At 71.2% G+C, this 23,320-nt stretch carries 29 protein-coding genes and 1 pseudogene; 16 read left to right on the top strand and 14 right to left on the bottom strand.

Going from position 1 to position 23,320, the window contains the following annotated elements; all coding sequences use genetic code 11:
• On the bottom strand, positions 1–1,209 hold a 1,209-nt coding region (locus E1182_RS16785), incomplete at its 3' end, for an arginine deiminase (protein ID WP_132266024.1).
• 163 nt (positions 1,210–1,372) lie between these two features.
• On the opposite strand from E1182_RS16785, the gene E1182_RS16780 reads away from it, so the two are divergent.
• From E1182_RS16780 to pheA, 5 genes are all read left to right on the top strand, one after another.
• Positions 1,373–2,110: a hypothetical protein gene (locus E1182_RS16780; protein WP_132266022.1), complete on the top strand. Its 738-nt coding sequence runs from the start codon at positions 1,373–1,375 to the stop codon at positions 2,108–2,110.
• A gap of 184 nt (positions 2,111–2,294) precedes the next feature.
• On the top strand, positions 2,295–2,753 hold the full coding sequence (locus E1182_RS16775; RefSeq protein WP_132266020.1) for a PAS domain-containing protein: 459 nt from the start codon (positions 2,295–2,297) through the stop codon (positions 2,751–2,753).
• A 142-nt stretch (positions 2,754–2,895) separates the two neighbouring features.
• Positions 2,896–3,285, top strand: coding sequence for an ACT domain-containing protein (locus E1182_RS16770; RefSeq protein ID WP_132266018.1), 390 nt, complete (start codon positions 2,896–2,898; stop codon positions 3,283–3,285).
• Positions 3,286–3,387: 102 nt separating this feature from the next.
• The gene (locus E1182_RS16765; protein WP_132266016.1) at positions 3,388–4,008 is read left to right on the top strand and encodes a hypothetical protein; all 621 of its coding nucleotides are present in this window, start codon (positions 3,388–3,390) and stop codon (positions 4,006–4,008) included.
• 10 nt (positions 4,009–4,018) lie between these two features.
• Positions 4,019–4,978 (top strand): prephenate dehydratase, encoded by a 960-nt coding sequence (gene pheA, locus E1182_RS16760; protein WP_132266014.1) that lies wholly within the window; start codon positions 4,019–4,021, stop codon positions 4,976–4,978.
• Between the two features lie 38 nt (positions 4,979–5,016).
• Here the strand turns inward: pheA and E1182_RS16755 are convergent, their stop codons facing one another.
• The 3 genes from E1182_RS16755 to E1182_RS16745 all read right to left on the bottom strand — a co-directional run bounded on the left by E1182_RS16755 (position 5,017) and on the right by E1182_RS16745 (position 6,704).
• Positions 5,017–5,739 (bottom strand): AIM24 family protein, encoded by a 723-nt coding sequence (locus E1182_RS16755; protein ID WP_132266011.1) that lies wholly within the window; start codon positions 5,737–5,739, stop codon positions 5,017–5,019.
• Positions 5,740–5,816: 77 nt separating this feature from the next.
• Positions 5,817–6,161, bottom strand: coding sequence for a metallopeptidase family protein (locus E1182_RS16750; protein ID WP_207914334.1), 345 nt, complete (start codon positions 6,159–6,161; stop codon positions 5,817–5,819).
• Positions 6,162–6,272: 111 nt separating this feature from the next.
• A complete protein-coding gene (locus E1182_RS16745; protein ID WP_132266009.1) occupies positions 6,273–6,704 on the bottom strand; it encodes an OsmC family protein in 432 nt (143 codons plus the stop codon).
• 253 nt (positions 6,705–6,957) lie between these two features.
• On the opposite strand from E1182_RS16745, the gene E1182_RS16740 reads away from it, so the two are divergent.
• The gene (locus tag E1182_RS16740; protein WP_132266007.1) at positions 6,958–7,779 is read left to right on the top strand and encodes an HAD family hydrolase; all 822 of its coding nucleotides are present in this window, start codon (positions 6,958–6,960) and stop codon (positions 7,777–7,779) included.
• Complete coding sequence (locus E1182_RS16735) at positions 7,779–8,591, top strand: HAD family hydrolase (protein ID WP_132266005.1); 813 nt, start codon at positions 7,779–7,781, stop codon at positions 8,589–8,591. The genes E1182_RS16740 and E1182_RS16735 overlap by 1 nt, the downstream gene beginning before the upstream one ends.
• A 46-nt stretch (positions 8,592–8,637) precedes the next feature.
• Here the strand turns inward: E1182_RS16735 and E1182_RS16730 are convergent, their stop codons facing one another.
• Positions 8,638–9,240 (bottom strand): bacterial proteasome activator family protein, encoded by a 603-nt coding sequence (locus tag E1182_RS16730; RefSeq protein WP_132266003.1) that lies wholly within the window; start codon positions 9,238–9,240, stop codon positions 8,638–8,640.
• Positions 9,241–9,315: 75 nt separating this feature from the next.
• Between E1182_RS16730 and E1182_RS16725 the strand changes: the two genes are divergently transcribed.
• Together E1182_RS16725 and E1182_RS16720 are read left to right on the top strand one after the other, a co-directional pair.
• Positions 9,316–10,113 carry a S9 family peptidase gene (locus E1182_RS16725; RefSeq protein ID WP_132266001.1) on the top strand — a complete coding sequence of 266 codons (798 nt, stop codon included), beginning with the start codon at positions 9,316–9,318 and terminating at the stop codon, positions 10,111–10,113.
• 77 nt (positions 10,114–10,190) lie between these two features.
• A complete protein-coding gene (locus tag E1182_RS16720; protein ID WP_132265999.1) occupies positions 10,191–11,417 on the top strand; it encodes an ABC transporter substrate-binding protein in 1,227 nt (408 codons plus the stop codon).
• A 51-nt stretch (positions 11,418–11,468) separates the two neighbouring features.
• On the opposite strand, the gene ddaH is transcribed toward E1182_RS16720, so the two are convergent.
• A complete protein-coding gene (ddaH, locus tag E1182_RS16715) occupies positions 11,469–12,302 on the bottom strand; it encodes a dimethylargininase (protein ID WP_371687560.1) in 834 nt (277 codons plus the stop codon).
• 59 nt (positions 12,303–12,361) lie between these two features.
• Between ddaH and E1182_RS16710 the strand changes: the two genes are divergently transcribed.
• Positions 12,362–12,820: an Lrp/AsnC family transcriptional regulator gene (locus E1182_RS16710; protein WP_132266026.1), complete on the top strand. Its 459-nt coding sequence runs from the start codon at positions 12,362–12,364 to the stop codon at positions 12,818–12,820.
• Positions 12,821–12,866: 46 nt separating this feature from the next.
• On the opposite strand, the gene E1182_RS16705 is transcribed toward E1182_RS16710, so the two are convergent.
• From E1182_RS16705 to E1182_RS16695, 3 genes are all read right to left on the bottom strand, one after another.
• Positions 12,867–13,976, bottom strand: coding sequence for a hypothetical protein (locus E1182_RS16705; protein ID WP_132265997.1), 1,110 nt, complete (start codon positions 13,974–13,976; stop codon positions 12,867–12,869).
• A gap of 92 nt (positions 13,977–14,068) precedes the next feature.
• Entirely contained in the window at positions 14,069–14,323 is a 255-nt protein-coding gene (locus E1182_RS16700) for a DUF6457 domain-containing protein (protein ID WP_132265995.1), read from the bottom strand.
• Entirely contained in the window at positions 14,320–14,925 is a 606-nt protein-coding gene (locus E1182_RS16695) for a molybdenum cofactor guanylyltransferase (RefSeq protein WP_371687559.1), read from the bottom strand. Before E1182_RS16695 ends, E1182_RS16700 begins: the two co-directional genes overlap by 4 nt.
• Positions 14,926–15,042: 117 nt before the next feature.
• On the opposite strand from E1182_RS16695, the gene fdhD reads away from it, so the two are divergent.
• Positions 15,043–15,894, top strand: coding sequence for a formate dehydrogenase accessory sulfurtransferase FdhD (fdhD, locus tag E1182_RS16690; RefSeq protein ID WP_132265991.1), 852 nt, complete (start codon positions 15,043–15,045; stop codon positions 15,892–15,894).
• A 117-nt stretch (positions 15,895–16,011) separates the two neighbouring features.
• Here fdhD and E1182_RS16685 read toward each other — a convergent pair.
• A pseudogene (locus E1182_RS16685) lies at positions 16,012–16,208 on the bottom strand (DUF397 domain-containing protein).
• Positions 16,209–16,487: 279 nt separating this feature from the next.
• On the opposite strand from E1182_RS16685, the gene E1182_RS16680 reads away from it, so the two are divergent.
• From E1182_RS16680 to E1182_RS16670, 3 genes are all read left to right on the top strand, one after another.
• The gene (locus E1182_RS16680; RefSeq protein ID WP_132265989.1) at positions 16,488–17,279 is read left to right on the top strand and encodes a hypothetical protein; all 792 of its coding nucleotides are present in this window, start codon (positions 16,488–16,490) and stop codon (positions 17,277–17,279) included.
• A gap of 77 nt (positions 17,280–17,356) precedes the next feature.
• Complete coding sequence (locus E1182_RS16675) at positions 17,357–17,911, top strand: hypothetical protein (RefSeq protein ID WP_132265987.1); 555 nt, start codon at positions 17,357–17,359, stop codon at positions 17,909–17,911.
• 553 nt (positions 17,912–18,464) lie between these two features.
• Complete coding sequence (locus E1182_RS16670; RefSeq protein ID WP_132265985.1) at positions 18,465–19,169, top strand: VOC family protein; 705 nt, start codon at positions 18,465–18,467, stop codon at positions 19,167–19,169.
• Positions 19,170–19,214: 45 nt separating this feature from the next.
• Here E1182_RS16670 and E1182_RS16665 read toward each other — a convergent pair whose 3' ends face one another.
• The 3 genes from E1182_RS16665 to E1182_RS16655 are packed head-to-tail and all read right to left on the bottom strand — an operon-like array spanning position 19,215 to position 20,400.
• Positions 19,215–19,688: a DUF3618 domain-containing protein gene (locus E1182_RS16665; RefSeq protein WP_132265983.1), complete on the bottom strand. Its 474-nt coding sequence runs from the start codon at positions 19,686–19,688 to the stop codon at positions 19,215–19,217.
• On the bottom strand, positions 19,685–20,116 hold the full coding sequence (locus E1182_RS16660; RefSeq protein WP_132265981.1) for a phage holin family protein: 432 nt from the start codon (positions 20,114–20,116) through the stop codon (positions 19,685–19,687). The genes E1182_RS16665 and E1182_RS16660 overlap by 4 nt, the downstream gene beginning before the upstream one ends.
• 50 nt (positions 20,117–20,166) lie before the next feature.
• The gene (locus tag E1182_RS16655; RefSeq protein ID WP_132265979.1) at positions 20,167–20,400 is read right to left on the bottom strand and encodes a hypothetical protein; all 234 of its coding nucleotides are present in this window, start codon (positions 20,398–20,400) and stop codon (positions 20,167–20,169) included.
• 290 nt (positions 20,401–20,690) lie between these two features.
• On the opposite strand from E1182_RS16655, the gene E1182_RS16650 reads away from it, so the two are divergent.
• The gene (locus tag E1182_RS16650) at positions 20,691–21,707 is read left to right on the top strand and encodes an acyl-CoA desaturase (RefSeq protein ID WP_132265976.1); all 1,017 of its coding nucleotides are present in this window, start codon (positions 20,691–20,693) and stop codon (positions 21,705–21,707) included.
• A 29-nt stretch (positions 21,708–21,736) separates the two neighbouring features.
• Here the strand turns inward: E1182_RS16650 and E1182_RS16645 are convergent, their stop codons facing one another.
• Complete coding sequence (locus E1182_RS16645; RefSeq protein ID WP_132265974.1) at positions 21,737–22,786, bottom strand: DUF4192 domain-containing protein; 1,050 nt, start codon at positions 22,784–22,786, stop codon at positions 21,737–21,739.
• 151 nt (positions 22,787–22,937) lie between these two features.
• Here E1182_RS16645 and E1182_RS16640 point away from each other — a divergent pair.
• Positions 22,938–23,320: fructosamine kinase family protein (locus E1182_RS16640; protein ID WP_207921423.1), on the top strand; the 383-nt coding region annotated here is incomplete at its 3' end.

Below are 23,320 nucleotides of genomic sequence, written 5' to 3'. Positions count from 1 at the left end.
GGTGGGGGGCAGGGGTTCGCGGACCAGCGGGCAGGACATGCAGCGCGGGCCGCCCCGGCCGGAGCCCAGCTCCGAGCCGGCAATCGGGATGACCTCGATGCCGGCCCGTTCGAGCTGCGCGTTCGTCTCCACGTTGCGCTCGTAGCCGACGCAGAGCCGGGGTGCCAGCGCGAGAGTGTTGTTGCCGTCGTCCCACTGCTCGCGCTCGGCGGTCACCGGGTCCAGGCCGGTGTCGATCACCCGGAGCTGGTCGATGTCCATCGCGTCGGCGGCGGCGCGCAGGAACGGCGCGGGACCGTCCACCTGCGGTTCGCCGCCCGGCCCGGCGACGACCGTGTACGCCGACAGCGTGCTGGCGATGTTCGGGTACATCAGCACGGTGTCGACGTCGACCATGGTGCAGACCGTGTCCAGGTGCATGGTGGCGCGTTTCTGGGCGATCGGCACCACCAGGATGGTGTGCGCCAGGCCGGCGGCGAAGACCTGCCGGGCAAGTCGCTCGGCACCGGCCGGGGTGGTCCGCTCGCCGACCCCCACGGCGAGCACACCGGGGGCGAGCAACAGCACGTCGCCGCCTTCCAGGTGCTCCAGTTCCGGGTGGTAGACGAACTCGGTGCCGACGAAGCGCGGGTGGTACCGGTACACCGCGTCGGTGAGCGTGCTCTCCCGCCGCCGTGCCAGCATGGCAAGGCTGGTGACCCCGACCCGGTCGCCGATCCACAGCGACGAGTCACGGGTGAACAGCAGGTTGGGCAGCGGATCGATGACGAAGTCGTGGCGGTCCATCAGCGTCCACACCAGACCGCCGGGGCGCTCGGGACTGATCCTCATCTCCTCGTGGGCGAGCCCGGCGATGAGCACGTCGGCGAGGGCGGCGGGATCGAGGTAGGTGAGGTGGTCGGCGACCCGACGGCGCAGCGTGTCGCCGAGCCGGGGCGAGCGGAGCACCTGCTCGGTGAGTTCGGCGCGGGCCTCGGGGACGGCCAGGGTCTCGGCCAGGAGCGTGGCGAGGTAGAGGACCTCGACGCCCCGGTCACGCAGTGCGGCGGCGAAGGCGTCGTGCTCCTCCTGCGCTCGTCCCACCCATGGGATAGCGTCGAAGAGCAACGAGTCGTTGTTGCGAGGGGTGAGCCGGGCGAGTTCGGGCCCCGGTCGGTGCAGGAGCACCGTGCCGAGCCGACCGACCTCGCTGTCCACGTAGTGGGTCACCCTCGCAGCGTAGGACAGGTGCGAGGAGTGTCCGCGGGAAGAACGGTGGATGAATATGGCATTCATCCGCACTCATTCCGGCGCTCCAACTTGCCGTACCCCCGGGATGGCGACGTAGGGTAGTGAGGACATAACTTCGAGGGACCTTTTGCCGGAGGTCGCGATGACTGTCTTTCCCGCTCGTCGAGCCGTACCCACCCGGGCACTGCCGCCCGTGACGGTGCCGCAGCCCCGGACAGAGGCGCCCTCGGCGCTCCAGCCGGCCCGTCCGAGCCCGCTGGAGTGGGCCCGTCGCCGACGGGCCGAGCGGGGCGCCCGCCGGCTGGAGGCAGCCGGCGCACGGGCCCTCGGGCAGCTCGACCACCTGGGCCCCTCCTGGCACGTCATCGAGTGGCCGCGCACCGACCCCACCGACGCGCTCCTCGGCCGCGGCCAGGACGACCGGGCCGGCTTCCTCGCCATCGGCCCCAGTGGGCTCTTCGCGGTGACCATCGCCGACCACGGCCGGGCCCGGGTGCTGGTGGCCGGCGACGTGGTCCAGATCAACGGCAAGCGCCCGCCCTACGTGGCCGAGGCACGGCGGGACGCCAAGCGGGCGAGCAGGGCGCTCTCGGAAGCCGTCGGCCTGCCGATTCCGGTGACGCCGGTGCTGACCTTCGTCGGCTCCGGCGTCATCAGCGTCTACGGCCTGCCGAAGGACTGCCTCATGGCGACCCACCGGGAGCTGGACCGCCTTCTGGTCGCCGGTGGCAACCGGATCAGCCCGGCCACCGCCGAGAAGCTGTCCCGGATCGCCCAGCAGCCCCAGACCTGGCTCAACGGCACGTACCGTCCAGCCGCCGACTACCGGTGGTACGACGAGGGCCGAACGGCCGCTGACAAGCCGGCCGCCCGCCGGTAACGTCACCGGCGACGCCACGTGGGCCCGGTCCCACGGAGGGAGCCGGTCGGTCCGCGCCGTCGCCGGCCGTCCGGTCGGTCCGGGTGACCCCGATCTCGCCGACGCCGGTGGCCGGAGCGCGAGCAGACGGCTGCCACGAGAACCGGCTAGCGTGGACAGACCGTCGGTGTACCTAGGAGGCGCGGTGGCCCACGTCGAACTCTCGCTCTCGGAAGTGTTCGCGCCAGCCTCGCGGACGCCACCGGAGCAGGAGTCCGACAACGTCGGTCAGTGGTCCGCCACGGTCAGCCACGCCGACGAGCCGTGCCTGCTGATCGACGCCGAGACCCGGGTGGTGGCCATCTCCACCGCGGGCTGCCGGCTGCTCTGCCTGGGCGACCCGGAGGATGTGATCGGCCGACCGCTGCTGGCGGGTGGCCTACGGCTGCTCGACTTCACCGCAGCTCGCGGGGAACTGACCGAGCAGGAGTCCGACAAGATTCCGCCGCTGCTCGCGCTGCACTCCGGGCGGCTGGCCCGCGGCCTGCTGCGGGTTCGAGCCGCCGGCGGGAACACGCCCGACGCCACCGTCGACGCCATCTCCACCCCCGTGCTGACCGGCGGCACGGTGGCCGGCTCACTCACCTTCTTCTCCGAGGTCTGAACCGCGCCGCGCGGTACCGACTCTCCCAGGTCTGAACCGCGCCCGCGCGGTGCCACCTCTCCCACCTCTGAACCGCGCCCGCGCGGTGCGGCCGCGGTTCCGGGTGCTGCGGCGACCGTCGCCGGCATCGTAAGGTGCCCCCATGCTCGATCTCGCTCTGCTTCCGGGTGAGTACGTGGTGTGCCGACTACCCGCCGGCACCCCGCTGCCGGCCGGGCTGCCCGCCGAACCGAGCGACACCGAGGTGGTGACCGTGAGCTGGACCGCGAACGGAATCTCGGTCATCTGCCCGGGCGACCGGGCTCCCGTCCAGGCGGCCGTGGAGACGGACTGGCGGTGCCTGCGCCTCGTCGAGCCGGCCGACGGCGCGGTCACCGGCACCCTTGCCGCGCTGGTCACCCCGCTCGCCGAGGCCCGCGTCAACGTGGTGGCCTTCTCCACGTACGACACCGATCACGTGCTGGTTCCCGCGGTACGACTCGCCGAGGCGACCGCCGCCCTGGAACGCGCCGGGCACCGCGTCCTGCGCTGACCTTCCCCGATGCCCGCCGGCCCTCCTACGATGGCAGCGGCCACCACGGCCACCACGATCCGTCTCGACGCCGAAGAGCCTCTACCCCCCGAGGACCGGTCCGTGCCGCCTGACGCACCGCACCGTACCCCGCCGCGCCGGTTGGCCCTCGCCGGCGCGTTGCTCGCCGCCCTGGGGCTGACCGCCTGCGCCACCCCACCCAGCCGCGGAGCCGCCGCCCCGTCGGCCTCACCGGATCTGCGTACGCCGGCCACCGCCGGTGCATCCGCGGTCCCCCCGGCCAACGGCGTGCCCACGGCCGCAGCACCGGGCGGCTCGCCGGCGACGGCACTCCCCGGCTACCCCCAGGGGGTGCCGACCGGCACCACAGGGCCAGGGCTCCTGCCCACCCCCGGTGCGCCGGCCGGTTCCACCCCGGCCCCGGCCGCCGCACCCTGCCAGGGTCGCCCCCCGGCCGACCGGGTGATCCGGCTGCTGCGCGGACACGTGCTTCCCCGCGACGTGGCGGTGCGGGCCACCAAGGGGCCGCTCTGCGCCGACGGCTGGCAGTACACCGTGCTCGCGGTCACCGGGCACGAGGAACTCCAGGCCGTCACCCGGGGGGAGCCGACCGCGTTGCGCCTCGTCACCGCCGGGACGGATGTCTGCTCGATCGAGGTACGGGCCACCGCGCCACCGGCCATCCGGACGTTGGCCTGCGACGACGCCCTGCCGGGTGCGTAGGCTGGGCGGCATGCCCGGTACACCGCCGACCCGTTTCGTCTACCTCGGCCCCGAAGGCACCTTCGCCGAGCAGGCGCTGCGCACCATCCCCGCCGCCGAGCACGGCAGCCGTACGCCGGCCCGCAGCGTCGGCGAGGCGCTGGACTGCGTACGGGCCGGAGAGGCCGACGCGGCGCTGGTGCCGTTGGAGAACTCGATCGGCGGCGCGGTCGGGGTGACCCTGGACGAGTTGGCCGAGGGGGCACCGCTGGTGATCACCCGCGAGGTGATCCTGCCGGTGGAGTTCGTGCTCGCCGCCCGTCCCGGCATCACCCTGGACTCGGTACGCGACGTCGCCGCCCACCCGCAGGCGTCCACCCAGTGCCGCAACTGGCTGCGCGACCACCTGCCCGACGCGACTGTGGTCGACGTGCTCTCCAACGGCGCGGCGGCGGCCGGTGCGGCGGCCGGCGACCACGACGCGGCGATCTGCGCCCCGATCGGGGCCAACCGGCACCGGCTGACCGTCCTCGCCGACAAGATCGCCGACCACCAGGAAGCGGTGACCCGCTTCGCGCTGCTGTCCCGGCCCGGCCCGCCGCCGCCGCCGCCCACCGGCGACGACGTCACCTCGCTGGCCGTGTACATCGCCCACGACCGGGTGGGCGCGCTGCTGTCGGTGCTGATGGAACTGGCCGTACGCGGGGTCAACCTGACCCGGATCGAGTCCCGGCCCACCGGCGAGGCACTGGGCCGGTACGTCTTCTTCCTCGACTGCACCGGGCACGTGGCGGACGTCCGGATGGGCGAGGCGTTGCAGGGGCTGCGCCGGGTCTGCGCCGACGTGCGCTTCCTGGGGTCGTACCCCCGGCACCGCTGGGCCGACGCGGCGGGCGAACGGCCGGTCCCCGCACCGGCCGGGCTCTCCGAGGCCGACTACACCGACGCCGCGGCCTGGATCGCCCGGCTGCGGGCGGGCGAACTGAGCTGACCGGCGGTGGGGCGCCCGGTCGGGCGCCCCACCGCGGCTCAGCTGAGCAGACCGCCGAGCAGGCCGCCCTGTTGCTGCTGGGCGCCGCTGCCGGCGACCGGCGGCTCCTCTGACGGCTGGACCACCACGAAACCCTGGCCGGCGAAGCTCATCGTGAACGCCTCGCCGGTGCTGCGGCCGAGCAGCGTGCCCAGGCCCAGCTGCTCGGCCCGGTGGTAGCCGGTCTGGAGGTTGGCCGACCAGCAGACCGCGGCCTGCGGGTCGACGTAGGTGGGGGCGTCGACGTTGAGCACCACCGGGGTGCCATTGGTGGTGATGGCGATCCGGCCGTGGCCGGTGAAGACGCAGTTGAACAGGCCGGACGACGAGGCCATGCCGGCACCGCCGACCATCTTGATGTCGTACGACAGGGTCGAGTCGAAGGCCAGCACGCTGGAGCCGTTGATGGAGAGGGCGTCGCCCGGCTCCAGGTCGATGACGTGTACGTCCTTGGCCAGGTCGGCGAGGAAGACGTCACCCTGGCCGGTGAGCTTCATCAGCGGCACACCCTCACCGGTGAGCCGCTGCTTGATGAACTTGCCGAGCCCACCGGAGCCGAGGGCCTGGAACTGCACGTGGCCCTGATAGGCCACCATCGAGCCGACGCGGGCCATTGCCTCGCCATTGAGCTCGATCTTGAGCATCTTGGAACTCTGGAGCCGCATGCCGGGCTGGGCGGACTCCTTCTCAAGGTTCTCCGCAGAGAACAGCGCGCTGCGCATGGGATTCCTCCTGGTTGCCGTGGTGCCTCCCCACGGTAGGCAGTGGGCACAACAGCGAACAACGGCCGGATGGACGGTCAGCCCCAGCCCAGGGCGTGCAGCCGCTCGTCGTCGATGCCGAAGTGGTGGGCGATCTCGTGCACCACGGTCACCGCCACCTCGTCGACCACGTCGTCCTCGGTGTCGCAGATCCGCAAAATCGGGTGACGGTAGATGAAGATCCGGTCCGGCAGCACGCCGGAGTAGTCCCACCCGCGCTCGGTGAGGGCGTGCCCCTCGTAGAGGCCGAGTAGGTCCTCCCCGGGAGGTGGATGGTCCTCCACCAGGATGACCACGTTGTTCATCAGGCCGAGCAGTTCCTCGGGCACCTCGTCCAGGGCCTCGCCGACCAGTTCCTCGAAGCGCTCACGGCTCATCTCCACCGGCACGCCGCCCATTGTCCCCGACCCCGGCCCGAACGGCAGCGGCGCGGCCCCGGCCGGGGCCGCCCGATCCGCCCGAGGGGCGGGCCGGGCGGCGCGGTACGGAACGGGTCAGGAGGCGAGTCGCGCGTCCAGGGTGATCTCGGCCCCCGGGGAGAGCAGCCGCGAGATCGGGCATCCCTCCTTGGCGGCCTCGGCGAGCTTGGTGAACTGGGCAGCGTCCATGCCCGGCACCCGACCGACGGTCTCCAGGTCGATCCGGGTCACGGTCATTCCGGCGTCGGTCTTGTCGAAGTGCACCTTGGCGGTGGTGTCGACCGAGGTGTCGGTGGCGCCGGCGTCGGCCAGCTGCTTGGACAGCGCCATCGAGAAGCAACCGGCGTGCGCGGCACCGACCAGCTCCTCGGGGTTGGTTCCCTCGCCCTCCTCGAAACGGGACTTGAAGGAGTAGTTACCGGTCAGGCCGCCCTTGCCGGTGCGGACGGTTCCGGCACCCTCGGTGAGGTTGCCCTGCCAGCTTGCGGAAGCGGTACGAATAGGCATTCCCCGACGCTAACCGAAACGGCAGCGGGCGGCGACCGACCTCGCCGCCCGCTTCGCGTGTCGTGCCCGACACACCTGGCGGCGACATCGCGGAGGGTACGGATCCGGTCACCTCGGCTTGGCATCCGATTCGCCGGGAAGTCATGGTTGCGACCGGTTCCACGAGGTACGTTTGCTGCCCGCCGTCAACTCCGGTCGAGGCACCGACGACCGAGAACGGCTGGCTGCGACGGCGGCGGGCGAAGGAGGAACGATGACCCGCCCGGGCCTGCCCAAGCTGATCGCCACCGACCTCGACGGGACGCTCGTCCGCAGCGACGAGACCGTTTCCGCGTACACCCACGAGGTGCTCGACCGGGTGCGGGCCGCCGGCATCCCGGTGGTGGGCGCCACCGGTCGCGGTCCCCGCCTGGCGGAACTGACCCGAAACGACATCCGCGCCGCCGACTTCCTGGTGATGGCCGGCGGCGGCTGCGTGGTCGACCAGAGCGACCCGGCCGGCCCGGTGGTGCTCCGGGACGAGCGCCTGCCGGGTGCGGTGCTGGCCACGATCGTGGCCGAACTGGAGGCCGTCGCGGGCCCGCTGACCGTGATGGTCGAGGCGTCCGACGAGCACGACGCGCCGCTGTGGGGCGACTACCACCCGAGCTGGCCGTACCAGGACCGGTTCGAGGCACGCAGCCGGGCGGAGTGCCTCTCCGGCGACGTGATCAAGGCGTTCGCGCGGACCGCCGACCACCACGTGGACGAGCTGCTCGCGGTGGCCCGCCGGATCATTTCGCCGGAGGTGGCCACGCTGACCCAGGCCGGCCTGGGGTTCGTCGAGATCAGCCCACCGGGGGTGGACAAGGCCACCGGGCTCAGCGTGGTCGCCGAGCGGCTCGGCGTCGACCCGGCGGACGTGCTGGTCTTCGGCGACCAGCCGAACGACCTGCCGATGTTCGCCTGGGCAGGCTGGGCGCGGGTGGCGGTGTCGAACGCCCACCCGGACGTCCGGACCGCCGCCGACGAGATCACTCTGCGCAACGACGACGACGGCGTCGCGGTCTACCTGGACCGACTACTCTCCCGTTGATGGCAGTCCCACCCCGACTTGTCGCCACCGACATCGACGGCACCCTGCTCGCCGACGACCGCACGCTCAGCGCCCGGACCGCCGCCGTGTTGGCCGAGATCTCCGCGCGGGGCACGCCGGTCGTGCTGGTCACCGGCCGTCCGATCCGCTGGCTCCAACTCGTGTACGACCAGCTCGCCGCCCCGCTCCCGGCGATCTGCGCCAACGGCGCCGTGGTGTACGACCCGGTCGCCGACGAGGTGCTGCGGGCCGACCCGCTCGCCCCGGACCTCCTCGCCGAGGTGGCCCGGCGGCTGCGCGCGGCGGTGCCGGAGGTGAGTTTCGCGGTCGAGATCGTGGACAGCCGGCAGATGCGGCACGAGGCGCACTACCCGCTGCGCTGGGACGCCGACCATGACGCCATCCGGGCCGTCTTGTCACCGGAGGAGTTGCACTCGGTGCCGGCGGTGAAGCTGCTGGCCCGGGCCGGCGAGCAGGACCCGGACGCCTTCGTGCGGTTGGTGGCCGGGGCGTTGGAGGGCCTGGCCGAGGCCACCCACTCGTCGTACAGCGGGCTGGTGGAGATCTCCGCCGCCGGGGTGACCAAGGCGGCCGGGCTCGCCTGGTACGCCGAACGGCTCGGGGTGTCCGAACAGGATGTGCTGGCCTTCGGTGACATGCCCAACGACCTGCCCATGCTGACCTGGGCGGGCCGGGCGGTCGCGGTGGCCAACGCGCATCCCGCCGTCCTGGCCATCGCCGACGAGGTCACCGGCGCGAACACCGTCGACGGGGTGGCGGCGTACCTGGAGAAGGTCTTCGGGTTGGACTGAGCAGGCCCCGGGGGCGCCGGCGTGGCCGACGTCCCCGGAGCGCCGGTCAGAGGTACTGGCCGGTGTTGTGCTCGCCGCCCGGCGCCTGGCCCATCCCCGGCATCCCGGGAATCATGCCGCCGCCGGGGCCGCTGGGCAGCGCCTGCCGGCCCGAGCGCATCTGCTCCAGCTGCACCCGGGCGGCCATCTGCTGGGCGACCAGCGCCGCCTGGATGCCGTGGAACAGCCCTTCCAGCCAGCCGACCAGCTGCGCGTGGGCGATGCGCAGCTCGCCTTCGCTCGGCGCGTTCTCCTCGGTGAACGGCAGTGAGATCCGCTCCAGCTCCTCGCGCAGCTCGGGGGCGAGCCCTTCCTTGAGTTCGACGATGGACCGCTGGTGGATCTCCCGCAGCCGGTGCCGGCTGGCGTCGTCCAACGGAGCGGCCTTGACCTCCTCCAGCAGCTGTTTGATCATGCTGCCGATCCGCATCACCTTGGCCGGCTGCTCGACCAGGCGGGTCGGATCCTCGCCGGTCGTCTCGTCGGTCTGCATCGTGCCGACCGGCCGGCCGTCCGGCCCGACCACCACCACGGTGCCCGAGTGGCCGGCGTTGTCGCGGCCCGGCTCGTCGTTCTGTCCAGCGGAGTGCGCATCGGTCATGACACCCATCTTTACCCACCCTCGCGAGCCGCACGAGGTGGGACCGGTCACCTCCGTCGGCCGCCGATCGGTACCGTCGCCGACATGCCCGCCGACCCGCGCGCCGTACTCACCCGCCCGGCCCCGCCGCCCGACCTGACGGTCGCCTACGGCGACCACCCCGACCAGGTCGTCGACCTGCGCCGGCCGGCCGGCGACGGCCCGCCCCGGCCACTGCTCGCGATCCTGCACGGCGGCTTCTGGCGGGCCGAGTACGACCGCGCCCACACCGGTCCGATGGCGGCGGCGTTGGCCGGGCTCGGCTGGCCGGTCGCGCAACTGGAGTACCGGCGCACCGGCCAGCCGGGCGGCGGCTGGCCGGGCACCCTGACGGACGCGCTGGCCGGGGTGAGGGCGCTGCCCGGCCTGGCCGCCGGCGCGCTGCCCGGGCGGGTCGCACCCGGGCCGCCGCTGCTGCTCGGCCACTCGGCCGGCGGGCACCTCGCGCTGTTCGTCGCCGCGCACGCCCCGGACGGCGTACGCGGGGTGCTGGCGCTGGCTCCGGTGGCCGACCTGGCCGAGGCGTACCGGCTGGACCTGGACTCGGGTGCGGTGGCGGCGCTGCTCGGCGGCGGCCCGGCCGCGCACCCCGAGCGGTACGCGGTAGCCGATCCACGGTCATTGGTGCCTCCGCCGGTACGCACCGTGATCCTGCATGGTCTGCGGGACGAGCAGGTGCCGATCGTGCTCAGCCGACGCTACGTGGCCGCCGCCCGGGCGGCGGGCGGTGAGGTGACCTTCGGTGAAATGCCGGAATGTGAGCACTTTGGAATCATTGATCCGGAATCGACGGCATGGTCGCAGGTCAGGGATGCGTTGCAGTCCTTGCACAAAGATCACTAGCCATTGACGCAGCGTCGCCGAGCAGGTAGAACGCCGGGGGGCGGTGACGCCCGGCAACCGCTCCCGGAAGGATTTCGGTGTTCCAGATGAACCGCAGGCGGGCCCTCCAGCTCATGACCACGCTCGGTACCGCCGGGCTGGTCGCCGGCTGCGGCAGCGACGACGCGGACAGCGATGCGGTGCCAGAGCGCAACCGCATCAAGATCGGTCTCATCGCTCCGGAGAACGGTGCCGGCAAAGCCGTCGGACAGGAGATCACCAACGGCTTCGAGCTCTACCTCGCGCTGAACAACCAGCACCTCGGCGGCCACCCGGTGACCCTGGAGAAGCGGGACGAGGGCGAAACCGCCAAGACCGGGCAGGCCGCCGTCAACGACCTGCTCAAGCAGGGCGTGCTCGCGCTCACCGGCGTGGCCAACCCGGCGGTGATCTCCGGCATCCGGGACATCGTCGAGCAGGCCAAGGTGCCACTGGTCGGCTCGAACGCCTCCCCGGTCAGCCTGCAGAGCGTGGTCTACATCTGGCGCACCTCGTACGTGCTCGACGAGCCGGGTCGCGCCCTCGCCGTCTACCTGAAGGAACGGATGCCGACCGGCAGCCGGATCACCGTGATCGCCCCGGAGAGCAGTGCCAGCCTCGACGTGGTGCAGGGCTTCCGGCAGGCGTTCGGCAACGACGACCCGCGCATCGCCGACGAGACCATCTGGACCACGGCCAAGACCAACCCGGGGGACAGCGACTTCGCCCCCCACATCCGGCAGGCGATCGACCGTGACCCGGACGCGCTGGTCGGCCACTTCGCCGGCCCCGCCGCGATCCAGTTCATCCGGCAGCTGCGGCGCAACCGGCCGGCCTACCAGGGGCCGCTCTACGCGCCGGGCTTCCTCACCGAGGGCAACGTCCTCAACGAGGTACGCGGGGTGCTGCTCGACGGTGACGACAACCTGCTGCCCGGCAGCATCCACACCGTGTCGAACTACTCGGTCGACCTGAACAACTCCGCCAACCGGGTCTTCGCCGCCGCGTACCGCAAGATGTACAGCAGCTCCCCCACCACCTATGCGATGGCCTCGTACGACGCCGCACAGGTGCTCGACAAGGCGCTCCGGATCGCCGGGCCGAACCCGAGTCCGCAGGTGCTCAACCTCGCCATCGGCAAGATCGGCCAGATCGACAGCCCGCGCGGGGTGTGGCAGTTCAACCAGCCGCGCACCCCGCAGCAGAAGTGGTACCTGCGCAGCGTCCAGCTCGACGGACGGCTGCTGTCCAACGTCATGATCAACGAGGTTGCCACGCTCGGCTGAACCCGGCACCGCCGAAGGCGGGTCGGCCCGCACGGGGCGACCCGCCGGGGGTCAGTGGCGCAGCTCGGCGATGCAGCACTTCACGCTGCCGCCGCCCTTCTTCAGCTCGGTCAGCTCGACCGGGACCGGCTGGTAGCCGGCCGCCCGGAGTTTGCCGGCCAACCCGCTGGCATCGCTGTTCAGCACCACGTTGCGGCCGTCGCTGACCAGGTTCAGGCCGAAGGCCAGGGCATCGGCGTCGTCGGCGAGCACCGCGTCGGGGAAGAGTTGGGCCAGCACCCGCTGGCTGGCCGACGAGAAGGCCCCCGGGTAGTAGGCGATGTTGCCGTCGTCGATCGAGGCGAGTGCCACGTCGAGGTGGTAGAAGCGGGGATCCACCAGGCGCAGCGAGACCACCGGACGGGCGAGCGCCTCCTGCGCCTCGGCGTGCGCCGCCAACTCGGTGCGGAAACCGTGACCGGCCAGGACGAGGCCGCCGTACGCCTCCGGCAGGTACGCGAAGTCGCCCTCACCCTCGTTGGTCTCGCCCGGCGCGATGAACCGCCAGCCCTGCGACTCGTAGAAGGCGCGGTGCGCGGCAGCCTCGGCGGTCCGCTGCTCGTGCTTGAACCGGGCGCCGTAGACCGTCCCGTCCACCACGAACGCGCCGTTGGCGGCGAACACCATGTCCGGCAGCCCGGCTTCGGGCGTGAGCAGGTGCACCTCGTGGCCCAGTTCGACCAGGGTCTCCCGCAGCCGGTCCCACTGCTTGACCGCCAGCTCCGCGTCGACGGGCGTGGTGACGTCCATCCACGGGTTGATCGCGTACTCGACGGCGAAATGCTCGGGCGAGCACATGAGATATGTCCGCTTTCGCGGGACTCGCTGCTGGTTCACGGTGACCAAGGGTAGGTAGCGTACAAGTTTGGTAACAGCCAGAAATCTTGCTTTCCGAGGGCGGAACGTTGCAGATAGACGCGGTAGACCAGCGAATCATTGCACTGCTCGTGGCAGACGCCCGCGCGTCGTACGCGGACATCGGCACCCGGGTGTCACTGTCCGCTCCGGCGGTCAAGAGACGGGTCGACCGGCTCCGCGCCACCGGGGTGATCCGGGGCTTCACGACCGTGGTCGACCCGGCCGCCGTGGGGTGGACCACCGAGGCGTTCGTCGAGCTGTTCTGCGCCGGCCGCACCACCCCCGCCCAGATCGGGGTCGCCGTCCGGCGGCACCCCGAGGTGGTCGGCGCGTACACCGTCTCCGGCGAGGCCGACGCCCTGGTGCACCTGCGGGCCGCCGACATCTCCCACCTGGAGGAGGCGCTGGAACGGCTACGCGCCGAATCCTTCGTGACCTCCACCCGCAGCACCATCGTGCTGTCCCGGCTGGTCGAGTCCCCCGGCGTCGGGCCGTCCACGAGCTGACCCGCCGACCGCCCGGACCGGCGCGGCCGGCCCGGGCACGAGGTCGTCAGAGGTACATGCCCGTCCGGTGGCCGGACTCCCCAGCCGGCCGGCTCGGCTTGTCGCCCTCCACGAAGAACCGCTTGCCGCCGAACTCGCCGTGCAACCGGTCGTCCAACTCGTCAGCCAGGCCCGTCATCACCTGCACCGCCAGCATCAGGTGGGTGGCCTGGAAGTTGCGGCCGAAGACCGGAATGGACGCCCAGACGGTGTCGTCCGCGCAGTAGAGCCGGCCGATCGGCATCCGGTTGGTCAGCTCCGAGAGCTTCACGTACAGCCGCTCGGTGGGTTCGACCTCGGTGAGCACCGGGGAGAAGACGTCGACCAGCGGCGGATTGTCGCGTACCCGGACGAACACCATGGCCGATCCGGCGCGGATGTTGATGTCACCGTCCGAGTCGACCTGGAGCTGGTCGGACTTGGATTTGAGCATGGTCGAGACGACCGTGCGCACCCGATCCTCCAGCGCCATGACGTCCCCGTCGGCGTCCGCCGCCGACGCCGCGGCAGCGGCCAACGCCTCCTCCAGGTCGGCCTCCACGTCGCGGTCCGGGCCGACCTCGCTGCGTGCCGTGCCGAGCGGCTCCGCGGGCAGCGGTTCGCCCGCCGCGTCGCGCACCAGGTAGACGAGGAACGCCGGATGCGGCGTCCCGTAGACGTCCCGCAGGGTACGGGAGAGCAGGGCGGCCAGCTTCGTCGCGTCCCCCGTCGAGCCCTCCAGACCGAAGTCCTCCCCGGAGCCCGCCAGCACCCCCGGGGGTGACCAGCCCAGCGCGATCATGTCCGCCACCGAGGCTCGGTCCAGCCGGTACCCCTGCGGCAGGGTGGCGTTGCCCACGGCCCGCGCCACCATCCGCCCCTCGCCGATCTCCACGCTGATCGAGTAGACGGCGTCGCCGGTGCCGGACGCGGTCGGGTCGAGCGTCAGTTCGAGGTGCGCCCCGACCGGGAGCGTACGCAGCCGCTCGGCCAACGCCCGGGCGAACTCCCGCCACGCCTCGGTCACCTTGGCCCGCAGGTCGGCCGTTGTCGGCTCGTCCAGCAGAACCGACTCGTGATGCTCCGGCGCCGCGCCGGTCTGATCACTGGCCGGCATCGAGGGGTGGTCCGCCGTCATGATCGCCTCCGTCCGTCCCGGCCACCCTACCCAGGCGGGTCGCAGGACGAGTCCACCGCGACCGGGATCGGACATCCCTCGGCCCGGCGTGCTCACTGCGGGCGGTCGCCGCCCAGCTCCACCGGCCAGGCACCGGCCAACCCGGTCAGCCGGGCGGTCACCTCCGCCGGGTCCGCGCCCCGCCCCACGGCAACCCCGAGCAGGTACGCGGTGACCGGGGCACCCGGGCGCAACACCTGGTGCGCGACGTCCCTGGCCAGGTCGAGGACCAGCGGCACCGGTACGTCCGCCGGGTCGAGCCCCAGCTCCGCGCAGGCCGCCGTGACCCAGTCGTCCAGCACCGTCATCGTGTCCACTCCTCCGCCCGGCGTACGTCGGAGTCAGTGTCGCAGTCGAACCAGGGCGGCGGACCACCACCGGACCAGGCCAGGTCGCGAACCGTCAGCTCGGCGAGCAGTTCCCGCACGGCGGCGCCGCCGAGGGTGCCGCCCCGGCGGTCGGCCAGCCGGTCCAGCGCAGCCCGCAGGGCTGCGGTCCGCCACACCCCGCACAGCGACTGCCGGCGTCCCCGGTCGTCGAGAAGACACACCCCGTCGGGCCCGTTCTCGTCCGTATCCAGGGCGGCGAGCAGGATGGCGACGGCGTCCCGGGTGAGCAGGGGAAGGTCGGCGGCGAGCAGGGCGACAACGGTCGTACCGGCGGGCACCAGGGCGAGCCCGGCCGCGGCGGCGGCCACCGGGCCACCACCCGGCGGTTCCTCCCGGGTCACCAGCACGTCGTCGGGGACCGCTTTGGCCGGCCCGACCAGGATGCGCGGGCTCGCGTCGGCGACCGCCGCGAGCACCCGTTCCCGCATCGGCCGGCCGCCGACCGGCACGCCGGGCTTGTCCCGCCCGCCCATCCGGCGGGCCGCCCCACCGGTCAGCACCACCGCCGCGTACGCCGTCACCCGCCCACCGTATCCGCGACTGCCCGGCGGCCGGGCCGCGCGAGCCTCGCCGGGCGCGGACCTCATCCGGCGGGCGTCGCCGTGCGGGGTGCCGGGCCAGCGGGGCAGGATGGCGGAATGGGACGGGCGACTGACCGGCGGGGCGTGCTCCGGATCGACCTCGACGCGGCCGACGGGCGGGCGGCGCTGCGCCGACCGGACAGCATGGCGGTCGAGGAGCCCCTGGAGATCCGGGTCGGGTCGGCCGGGCCGGGCCGGCGACGCCCGCTGACGGTGACCATGCGCACCCCCGGCGACGACCTCGACCTGGCCATCGGGTTCCTGCTCACCGAGGGGCTGATCCGCACCGACGAGGACGTGCACACCGCGCAGCTCTGCGCCGGGGCGGAGACCCCGAACACCTACAACGTGGTGGACGTGGCGCTCGCCCCGGGCGTCCCCGCGCCGAGCACCGACCCGACGCGCACCTTCCACACCACCAGCGCCTGCGGGGTCTGCGGGAAGGCCAGCATCGACGCGGTACGGACCCGGTCCCGGTTCGCCGTCGCCGACGACCCGCTCACCGTGCCGGCGACGCTGCTGGCCGAACTGCCCGACCGGCTACGGGCGGCGCAGCGCGTCTTCGACCGGACCGGCGGCCTGCACGCGGCCGGACTGTTCGGGCCGGACGGCGAGCTGGTGGTGCTGCGCGAGGACGTCGGCCGGCACAACGCCGTCGACAAGGTCGTCGGCTGGGCGGTGCGGCAGCGGCGACTACCGCTGGCCGGGCACCTGCTGCTGGTCTCCGGCCGGGCCAGCTTCGAGCTGACGCAGAAAGCCTGGATGGCGGGCGTACCCCTGCTCGCGGCGGTCTCCGCCCCCAGCACCCTCGCCGCCGACCTGGCCGAGGAGGCGGGCATGACGCTGGTCGGGTTCCTGCGCGGACGCTCGATGAACGTGTACACCGGCGCACACCGCATCCTCCACTGACCCGATCACCTGCTCACCCGCCGCTCCCTGCGAAAACGCGCTGGGGCTGGCTGCCGCCAGGCAGAGCAAAGCGCCCGTTCCGGTAGGGGAACGGGCGCTGGGTACGACTGGGGTCGGTCAGCCGCGCTCGGCCAGCTGGGCGACGAACGTCCGCCAGGCTTCCGGGGGAGAAGACCAGCGCGGCCCGACCGCGTCCTTCGAGTCGCGGACGCCGACGACGCCGGAAAGGTCGTCGGCGACCTCGACACAGTTGCCGCCGCTGGTACCGCTACGGGGAACTTCCGCCACCGCGCGTGGCCCCTCGCGGCGGCCAGCCCGGCGCGTGCGTGCCCCGGCCGCCGTCGTGACCCGATCCCGGGGCCGGGGCTACCCCCGGTCACGAGGTCTGCCCTGGCAGAGGGCCGACCGGAGTACGCCCGAAACCGGCAATAGGACAGCGAATCAGCTGGTCAACGGTCGGTGAGGAGCCTGTTGAGGCTTCGGCTTGGGTATCCAGCGACACGGAGCCAACGTTTCCCTGTCGGGCTCTCGACAGAGTCTCCAAGTTTACCCAGTAACTGATTCCAGCGAATATCTAGCAGATCATTACCTGCATGTCAGATAAATCGTTCCCGCTTGACGCGTACAAGGAACAGCCGATCGCCGACCAGGTTGCTGCGCTTCGCCTTCGACTGAATGCGACGGTCACCCAACTCGAAGAGTTCAGAAACAACACCTTCATCAGTATCGACTTTCAGGGAACCGACGTTGCCGCAGGGCGCGGCGGCAAAATGTCGCACGACAAGAAGGACAAGCGCGGCTACTACCTGGAGGGCGTCGACATCAGCATCCGCCTCGACTCGCCCCACTACTACGTCAAGATCGACGGCCCGCAGACAACGATGGACGCGGCGACGATCTCCTCGTCTTCCCAGCTCGACCTCAATCTCAGCCTCGGCACATTTGGCCCGGTTCCGACGACCGGGGCGAGCAGCGGCATGGTCATCGGGAGTGCCTTCAGCTCCACCATTGAGGACTGGCGGGTGGAAAACATCTCGGGTGACGTCGCAATTCAGCACAACTACCGCATGGCTGCGTGCGGCGACGGCGCCCGCTACAACCAGCCCAAGGACCTGGTGGACATGAGCGCCGGCGGACAGATGTCCGGGGCGCCTCTGCACGAGGTGCCACACATCTCTATCGCCAACATGCCACTGGTGAGCAGCGGAATCTTCGTCAGCCGCAGCAAACAGGTTAGCGACGTGAAGTTACTGGTCGACGCCACTGCTCACCTTGCTTACGTAGAGAAGACCTTCGAGGTTTTTGACGTCAAGATCAAAACCAAGACCGAGCGGGTAACCTGGTCCTTCGTACACCTGATCCCCGTCTCCGAAGTCAAGGAGTGATCGGATCGAACAAGCTGGACCTCCACCCCGTTTCGGTCGCCAAATAGCCTTCTTTCCCGCTTACGAAAAGACAGAAAATGCCCCAGGATTACATTTCTGACCTACCCAAGGATGTACAGTACGAAGTCTTCGACCTACTGCCGGCCGAAGCGCTGATAAACATGTTGCAGACAGCCAAGCCAATCACTGAGAGCATCGAAAAATACTTCGAAAAGGCCGAGGTGATCGAACTGATGACCGGCAGGCCGGCGATCGGAAAGGCGAGCGACCTACTGAAGGGAATCGGACAGGGACGCTATGCACGTTCTGCCGACTCGGCGGAAATTGTTCGATCGATGACGAAGTCGCTGACGGACTTCGTCATCCACGAGACCGACAAAAATTCCGGAGTCATCAACTGGGAGAAGGCCGCTGATCTCCAGGCGAGGTTCGTCGCCGACATGGCAAGGGAGAGCGTGGCCACGGACGAGGACACGCTTATCCGCCGCAGCGCCCTCGAGACGTTCATCCGGTCAGCGCTGAAGGACGAGAGGCTGGTGAACGAATGGGACGTGGTATACACCGGCGGCATCACCGACGCGATCGCTGAATTCGCAAAGGGCAACATCTACTTCCGGGTGGCGTCCGGGTAGCTTCCCGGTCCGCAGAGTCCCGGGAGCAACTCGGTTTCGTTAAGGAGCGAGTGGGTTTGCTGTCCAGACTTTCGGTGCCATTGCTTCGTGTTGCCTGAAGAACGGACACCCGCGCGGCGTCCACGCATGTTGGGGGCTTGCTGTGAATTTCTCCGGTAACTGAACCGTCATCAGGGCTTCTTGCGGCGGTTCGAACGGCTACCGGGACGCCCCTTCCAGATCACCAACTCATGGTTGGGGTGCGCCGACCCGCGGCCCGGGCAGGGCCAGGGTGATCAGTCGTACGTCCGGTAGGGCTCTCCACCTGGCCAGCCTGGCCCTGGTCTGCTCGGTTGCCGGGGTCGGTGGTGGACGGGCTGGCGGCCACCTCAACCACTTACCCACCGAAACCGTTCGGCAAGATGCCGGTACTCCATTTGCCGCGAATCGCGGTGTCCGTGGGCGGGGACACCGCGATTCGCGGCAGGTGAAGTTGGTCAAGCACGGGCGGGTGACAAATCGGACGCCGGCTAAACGCCTTGTCGGGTGGCTGGGCCGTGTCTACGGTGCGGAAATGCTCTCTCGACTGCTGGCAGTGACCTTCGACGCGCACGACGCGGACCGCCTGGCGCGGTTCTGGGCCGACCTGCTCGGCCGGGAGGTCGTCGAGGACGCCGGTGGCGCGCTGCTGCCCGGTGGGGACACCCAGCTCGCCCTCCGGTTCGTTTCGAGCCGGACGGAGAAGGTGGGCCCGAACCGCATGCACCTCCACCTGACCAGCACCGACCCCGCCGACCAGCAGCACATGGTGACGACGGCGCTTACGCTCGGCGCCAGCCACCTCGACATCGGGCAGCGCCCCGAGGAGGGGCACATCGTCCTGGCCGACCCCGAGGGCAACGAGTTCTGCGTGATCGAGCCCGGCAACGGCTTCCTCACCGGCTGCGGCCTGCTCGGGGAACTCGCCTGCGACGGCACCCGGGAGGTCGGCCTCTTCTGGAGCGAGGCGCTGGGCTGGCCGCTGGTGTGGGACCAGGACCAGGAGACCGCGATCCAGTCACCGTACGGCGGCACCAAGGTCGCCTGGGGAGGCCCGCCCGTGGCCCCGAAAGAGGCGTGGAATCGGCAGCGCTTCGACCTCGTCCCGACCGGTGGCGACCAGCAGGCGGAGGTCGATCGGCTGGTTTCCCTCGGGGCTACCCGCCTTGATGTCGGTGCCGATGGCACCGTCGTGCTGGCCGATCCCGACGGCAACGAGTTCTGCCTGCGAAGGAACTGACCACAGCGCGGCCAGGCAGGGTGTCTCCTCGTAAAACCCGGCTGGTCACCTCGGCCGGCGGCGCCGGTAGGCCACGACGGCGAGGGTGGCGATGGCGCCGGCGGCGGCCAGGGCCGGCTTCGGCTTCGCGCGCACCGAGCTACCGATCCTGGTGGTCACGCCGCGGGCGGAGGCGACCAGGTTCGAGCCGGCTTTACCGGCGGTCTGGGCACCGCCCACGGCCGAGCCGCGCATCGCGGTGGTCGCCTGCTGGGCCTTCTGCTTGACGGACGTGGCGTACTGGGATGCCTTCTGGCTCAGCATGCCCGACCTCTGAACCGCCGTAGTCTTCGCTGACTGGCCGGCCTGGGTGACGCGCTGCCGGAGTTCGTCGGAGGCGGTGGTGGTCTTGGTTCGCAGGCGTGTCCTGACGTCGGTCTTGGTGGCCAGGGCGGCGATGGTGTCGCCGAGTTCCGCGCGTGTGTGCTGGATGTCGCGTCGGGTCTGGTCCGGGTCGCTGCTACCCGCTGGCGTGCTCATTGCTTCCTCCGACTCGCTGCGCCGCGTATGGTCTCGGTGTCCGCGCGTACGCTGTCCCTGGTCGCCGTTGGCGTGGGCGGCATGGCTTTGGTGACCTGCTTCTTGCCGCGTTGAGCCGCGATGGCGGCGGCGATGGCCAGGATCACGGTGACGATCAGCGCGGCCAGTGTGGCGGGCATGAAAGCGGCCAGGGCCAGAATGACTGTGGCAACGGCAGCGCCGCCGGCGTAGAGACCAAGCATGGCACCGCCGCCGAGCAGACCGACGCCGACGCCCGCGCGCTTGCCCTTCGCGGTCATCTCCGCCCGCGCCATCATCAACTCATCGCGCACGAGTCGGGTGATCTGCTCGGTGGCGCGCCGCACCAGCTCTGCGACTGGCGCGTCGACAGACGCGTCGCGCGGGTTGCCGCTGGGACGTTCTGCCATGGGTGGCCTCATCTCTCTCGCGGGCCGAGATGACCCGAGGCGCTGCCTGGTCAGCCGTGCTGTGCCGCTGGCATGCTCGTCGAGCCCGGCGAGGGGCCTTCGAACCGTTCGCCCAGCGGCGGGCCGGAGGGCTCGGTCAGATGGCCGGCGGCACCGCCCGCCGGTAAGCCGCCCTCCTGCCGGCGACGTCGCAGCGTCAACGCGCCCGCCGACCCGGTCAATGCCCCGGCCGCGAAGGCCAGGATGAGCGCCTGCCGGATGGCGGAGTTTCTCTTGCCTGCCATGACTGCCTTCGGAATCCAACGCGCCCGCATGATCCTGATTGTCGGGCTCGACCGCTGAAGCCATGCACCTAATCGGCAGATTTGCCTGGGACGGTCACCATGTGCGCCCCAGCCGTGGGGTGAATTGCCGTTTCTCGGTGCCGACGGCAGCCGTGAGCGACACTGAGTCCACGAGCAGCGGTTCGCCCAGTCAGTCTCCGTGGCACGGGTGAATCGCCCACGACTGCCCGGCAGCACTGACGGTGGAGCCGGGCAAGGAGATCGGGCGCGGCTTGCAGGAGTGGGCGAAGGTGAGCGATACGGATCTGGGTGTCCGCAGCGAGCGGGGCAGTGAGTACGCCGACCTGTCCCGCCTCGTGCGGGGCTCGGGTCTGCTCAACCGGCGTCCCGGTCGCTACGCTTTACGCTCAGCGCTGCTACTTGGGTGCCTCGGCGTGACGGGCGTGGTGTTCGTCCGGCTCGGGCAGTCGTGGTGGCAGGTGACTGTCGCCGCAACTCTCGCGGTGATTCTCGCTCAGACGGCATTCCTCGGTCACGACGCCGGGCATCGGCAGATCTTCCGCTCCCGCCGCGCGAACGACGTGGTCGGCCTGGTGTGCGGCAACCTGCTAACCGGGATCAGTTACGGCTGGTGGGTGGAAAAGCACAACCGCCACCATGCCCACCCGAACACCGAAGGCCACGACCCGGACATCGTGAACGCGCCCCTGTCGTTCACCCCGGCACAGGCCGCAGCGCAGCGCGGCCTCGGGGCGCTGTTCGTCCGGCATCAGGCGATGTTCTTCTTCCCGCTGCTACTACTCGAAGGTCTGCACCTGCACGCCAACAGCATCAGAGCGGTGGTACGAGGCAATCGGCTCCGGCACCGCCCCACCGAGGCCGGCCTGCTCACCCTGCACCTCGCCGGCTACATCACGGCCGTATTCCTGATCTTGGGCGTCCCGCAGGCGATCGTGTTCATCCTGGTCCACCAGGGCGTGTTCGGCCTCTATCTCGGCTGCTCCTTCGCCCCCAACCACAAGGGCATGCCGATCCTGACCGAGGCCGACAATCTCGACTATCTGCGCCGACAGGTCCTCACCTCGCGCAACGTGCGAGGCGGCCCGATCCTCGACGCACTACTCGGTGGGCTCAACTACCAGATCGAACACCACCTCTTCCCCAGCATGCCCCGACCGAACCTGCGCCGCGCCCAGCCACTGGTCCGCAAGTTCTGCATCGAACACGACATCGCCTACCACGAAACCACGCTGACCCGATCGTGGGCGCAGGCGCTGGCGTACCTTCGGACCATCGGCCACACCTGACCGGCGTCCAGCCCCCGTGGCCCGCGGTCTCAGCCCTGGCGGGGACGGCGGCGTCGTTTGCGGCGTACCACTCGACCGGGCTCACCCACGGCGGGCCAACCGTCCAGGTCCGACGGGGGCACGCCCCGCCGTAACAGGTCGTCGAGAATCTGGGCCAGCGAGTACTCGGGGTGGACCGCCAGGACCCGCTCCAGCGCCACGGCGGCGAGCGCGCCCTGGCCGGCACGCCAGGCCGCGAAGGCGAGCAGGCTGGCGGGCGCGGCGATCAACTCCTCCTCGGCGCGGCGCAGCACGTCGCTCCAGAGGTCGATGTCCTCGTCCCGCCCGTCGGTGCGTTCCCACGCATGATCGCGGACGGGCAGATGGGTCAGGAGCAGCGTCAACCAGGCCACCTCGTCGTCGGTCAACCGCTCGCCCCGGCGGTGCCGGCGCAGTGCGCCCCGGACCGCGTCGACCCCGGCGACCCGCACCGCCCGGCCATCCAGCACGTCGGCGGCGGGAGCCTGGTCCAGCAGGGTGAGCAGGCGTCGCTCGGCCCGGACACCGGCCCGGCGCATCGCCGCCGCGTCGCGCCCGTCGCCGGGCGTCACCAGCGCGGCGAGCGCGGCCCGGTCGGGCAGGGCCACCTGGCCGGCGAAGACCGCCGTCGCGGTGACCTGGCTGGTGCCCGCGTCGTACGGGGTGCCGTCGGGCGGGCAGCAGTCCTCCCCGTCGCAGAGGTACGACCAGTACCGTCCGTCGGTGACCCGCAGGGCGTCCAGCACGGCCAGCCCGGCCGTGGTGAGCGCGTCGCGTACCGCGTCGACGGTGGGGGTGACCCGGTCGGCGGGGCCGTAGCCGAGCACGGTGGCCGCCTCGGCGTCCTGCCGGGTGAGGACGTCACCGAGCTGCCGGGCCGGCAGCCCGGGGTCGGTGCCCCGGTCGGGCAGGTCGGCGCGGGCGGCGAAGACGATCCGCCGGCCCCGCATCGCCACCACGACCACGCTGTCGGCGGGGTGGAAGCCGAGCAGGTACGGCACGGCGGCGATGAGGTCGGCGGGCGAACGGACGGTGAGCCGGGGGCGGTCGGTCGCGGTCATGGGGGCAGCCTGCGATCCGCCGGGTCGTGGCGACAGACCCTGTGGACGACACTCCGGATATCCACAAATGCGGAGAGTGTTGTCGCAGGTCTGCGCGGTTCGCGACGGTCGAGCGCCGACACGGCGGGCCGGAAGGGGTTACCTTGCGCTGATGGACCTGGCGTACCTGCGGGCGCACCCGGAACACCTGCCCACCTTCCTGACCCACCAGCGGATCCGCGAGACGCCGGTCTCCGGCGGTGACAGCTGCGCCGCCGCCCGGCTGACCCTGGACGACGGGCACTCGGTCTTCGCCAAGACCTGGCCCGAGCGGGCCCACCGGCCGCTGCCGGCGGGCCTGTTCGCCAGCGAGGCGGCCGGGCTGCGCTGGCTGCGGGCGGCCGACGCGGTCCCGGTGCCCGAGGTGGTGGTGGCGTTGCCGGAGCTGCTGGCCCTGGACTGGGTCGAGCCGGGCGAGCCGTCGGCGGAGGCGGCCGAACGGTTCGGCCGGGAGCTGGCCGCGATGCACCGGGCCGGGGCGGTGGCGTTCGGGGC

Origin of the sequence: Micromonospora sp. KC721, assembly GCF_004348355.1 — a bacterium.
GTDB lineage: Bacteria > Actinomycetota > Actinomycetes > Mycobacteriales > Micromonosporaceae > Micromonospora.
The sequence above is the reverse complement of the archived record's forward strand: the minus strand, read 5'-3'. Positions and strand labels throughout refer to the sequence as shown.

What these genes read in the sequence shown, in the direction of transcription:
- E1182_RS16665 (WP_132265983.1), bottom strand. Translation starts at nt 19,688, where the DNA reads ATGAGCACGCCAGCGGGTAGCAGCGACCCGGACCAGACCCGACGCGAC.
- E1182_RS16780 (WP_132266022.1), top strand. Translation starts at nt 1,373, where the DNA reads ATGACTGTCTTTCCCGCTCGTCGAGCCGTACCCACCCGGGCACTGCCG.
- E1182_RS16705 (WP_132265997.1), bottom strand. Translation starts at nt 13,976, where the DNA reads ATGACGGCGGACCACCCCTCGATGCCGGCCAGTGATCAGACCGGCGCG.
- E1182_RS16725 (WP_132266001.1), top strand. Translation starts at nt 9,316, where the DNA reads ATGCCCGCCGACCCGCGCGCCGTACTCACCCGCCCGGCCCCGCCGCCC.
- E1182_RS16645 (WP_132265974.1), bottom strand. Translation starts at nt 22,786, where the DNA reads ATGACCGCGACCGACCGCCCCCGGCTCACCGTCCGTTCGCCCGCCGAC.
- E1182_RS16655 (WP_132265979.1), bottom strand. Translation starts at nt 20,400, where the DNA reads ATGGCAGGCAAGAGAAACTCCGCCATCCGGCAGGCGCTCATCCTGGCC.
- E1182_RS16755 (WP_132266011.1), bottom strand. Translation starts at nt 5,739, where the DNA reads ATGCGCAGCGCGCTGTTCTCTGCGGAGAACCTTGAGAAGGAGTCCGCC.
- E1182_RS16730 (WP_132266003.1), bottom strand. Translation starts at nt 9,240, where the DNA reads ATGGGTGTCATGACCGATGCGCACTCCGCTGGACAGAACGACGAGCCG.
- E1182_RS16660 (WP_132265981.1), bottom strand. Translation starts at nt 20,116, where the DNA reads ATGGCAGAACGTCCCAGCGGCAACCCGCGCGACGCGTCTGTCGACGCG.
- E1182_RS16735 (WP_132266005.1), top strand. Translation starts at nt 7,779, where the DNA reads ATGGCAGTCCCACCCCGACTTGTCGCCACCGACATCGACGGCACCCTG.
- E1182_RS16770 (WP_132266018.1), top strand. Translation starts at nt 2,896, where the DNA reads ATGCTCGATCTCGCTCTGCTTCCGGGTGAGTACGTGGTGTGCCGACTA.
- fdhD (WP_132265991.1), top strand. Translation starts at nt 15,043, where the DNA reads ATGGGACGGGCGACTGACCGGCGGGGCGTGCTCCGGATCGACCTCGAC.
- E1182_RS16740 (WP_132266007.1), top strand. Translation starts at nt 6,958, where the DNA reads ATGACCCGCCCGGGCCTGCCCAAGCTGATCGCCACCGACCTCGACGGG.
- E1182_RS16675 (WP_132265987.1), top strand. Translation starts at nt 17,357, where the DNA reads ATGCCCCAGGATTACATTTCTGACCTACCCAAGGATGTACAGTACGAA.
- E1182_RS16745 (WP_132266009.1), bottom strand. Translation starts at nt 6,704, where the DNA reads ATGCCTATTCGTACCGCTTCCGCAAGCTGGCAGGGCAACCTCACCGAG.
- E1182_RS16680 (WP_132265989.1), top strand. Translation starts at nt 16,488, where the DNA reads ATGTCAGATAAATCGTTCCCGCTTGACGCGTACAAGGAACAGCCGATC.
- E1182_RS16700 (WP_132265995.1), bottom strand. Translation starts at nt 14,323, where the DNA reads ATGACGGTGCTGGACGACTGGGTCACGGCGGCCTGCGCGGAGCTGGGG.
- pheA (WP_132266014.1), top strand. Translation starts at nt 4,019, where the DNA reads ATGCCCGGTACACCGCCGACCCGTTTCGTCTACCTCGGCCCCGAAGGC.
- E1182_RS16670 (WP_132265985.1), top strand. Translation starts at nt 18,465, where the DNA reads ATGCTCTCTCGACTGCTGGCAGTGACCTTCGACGCGCACGACGCGGAC.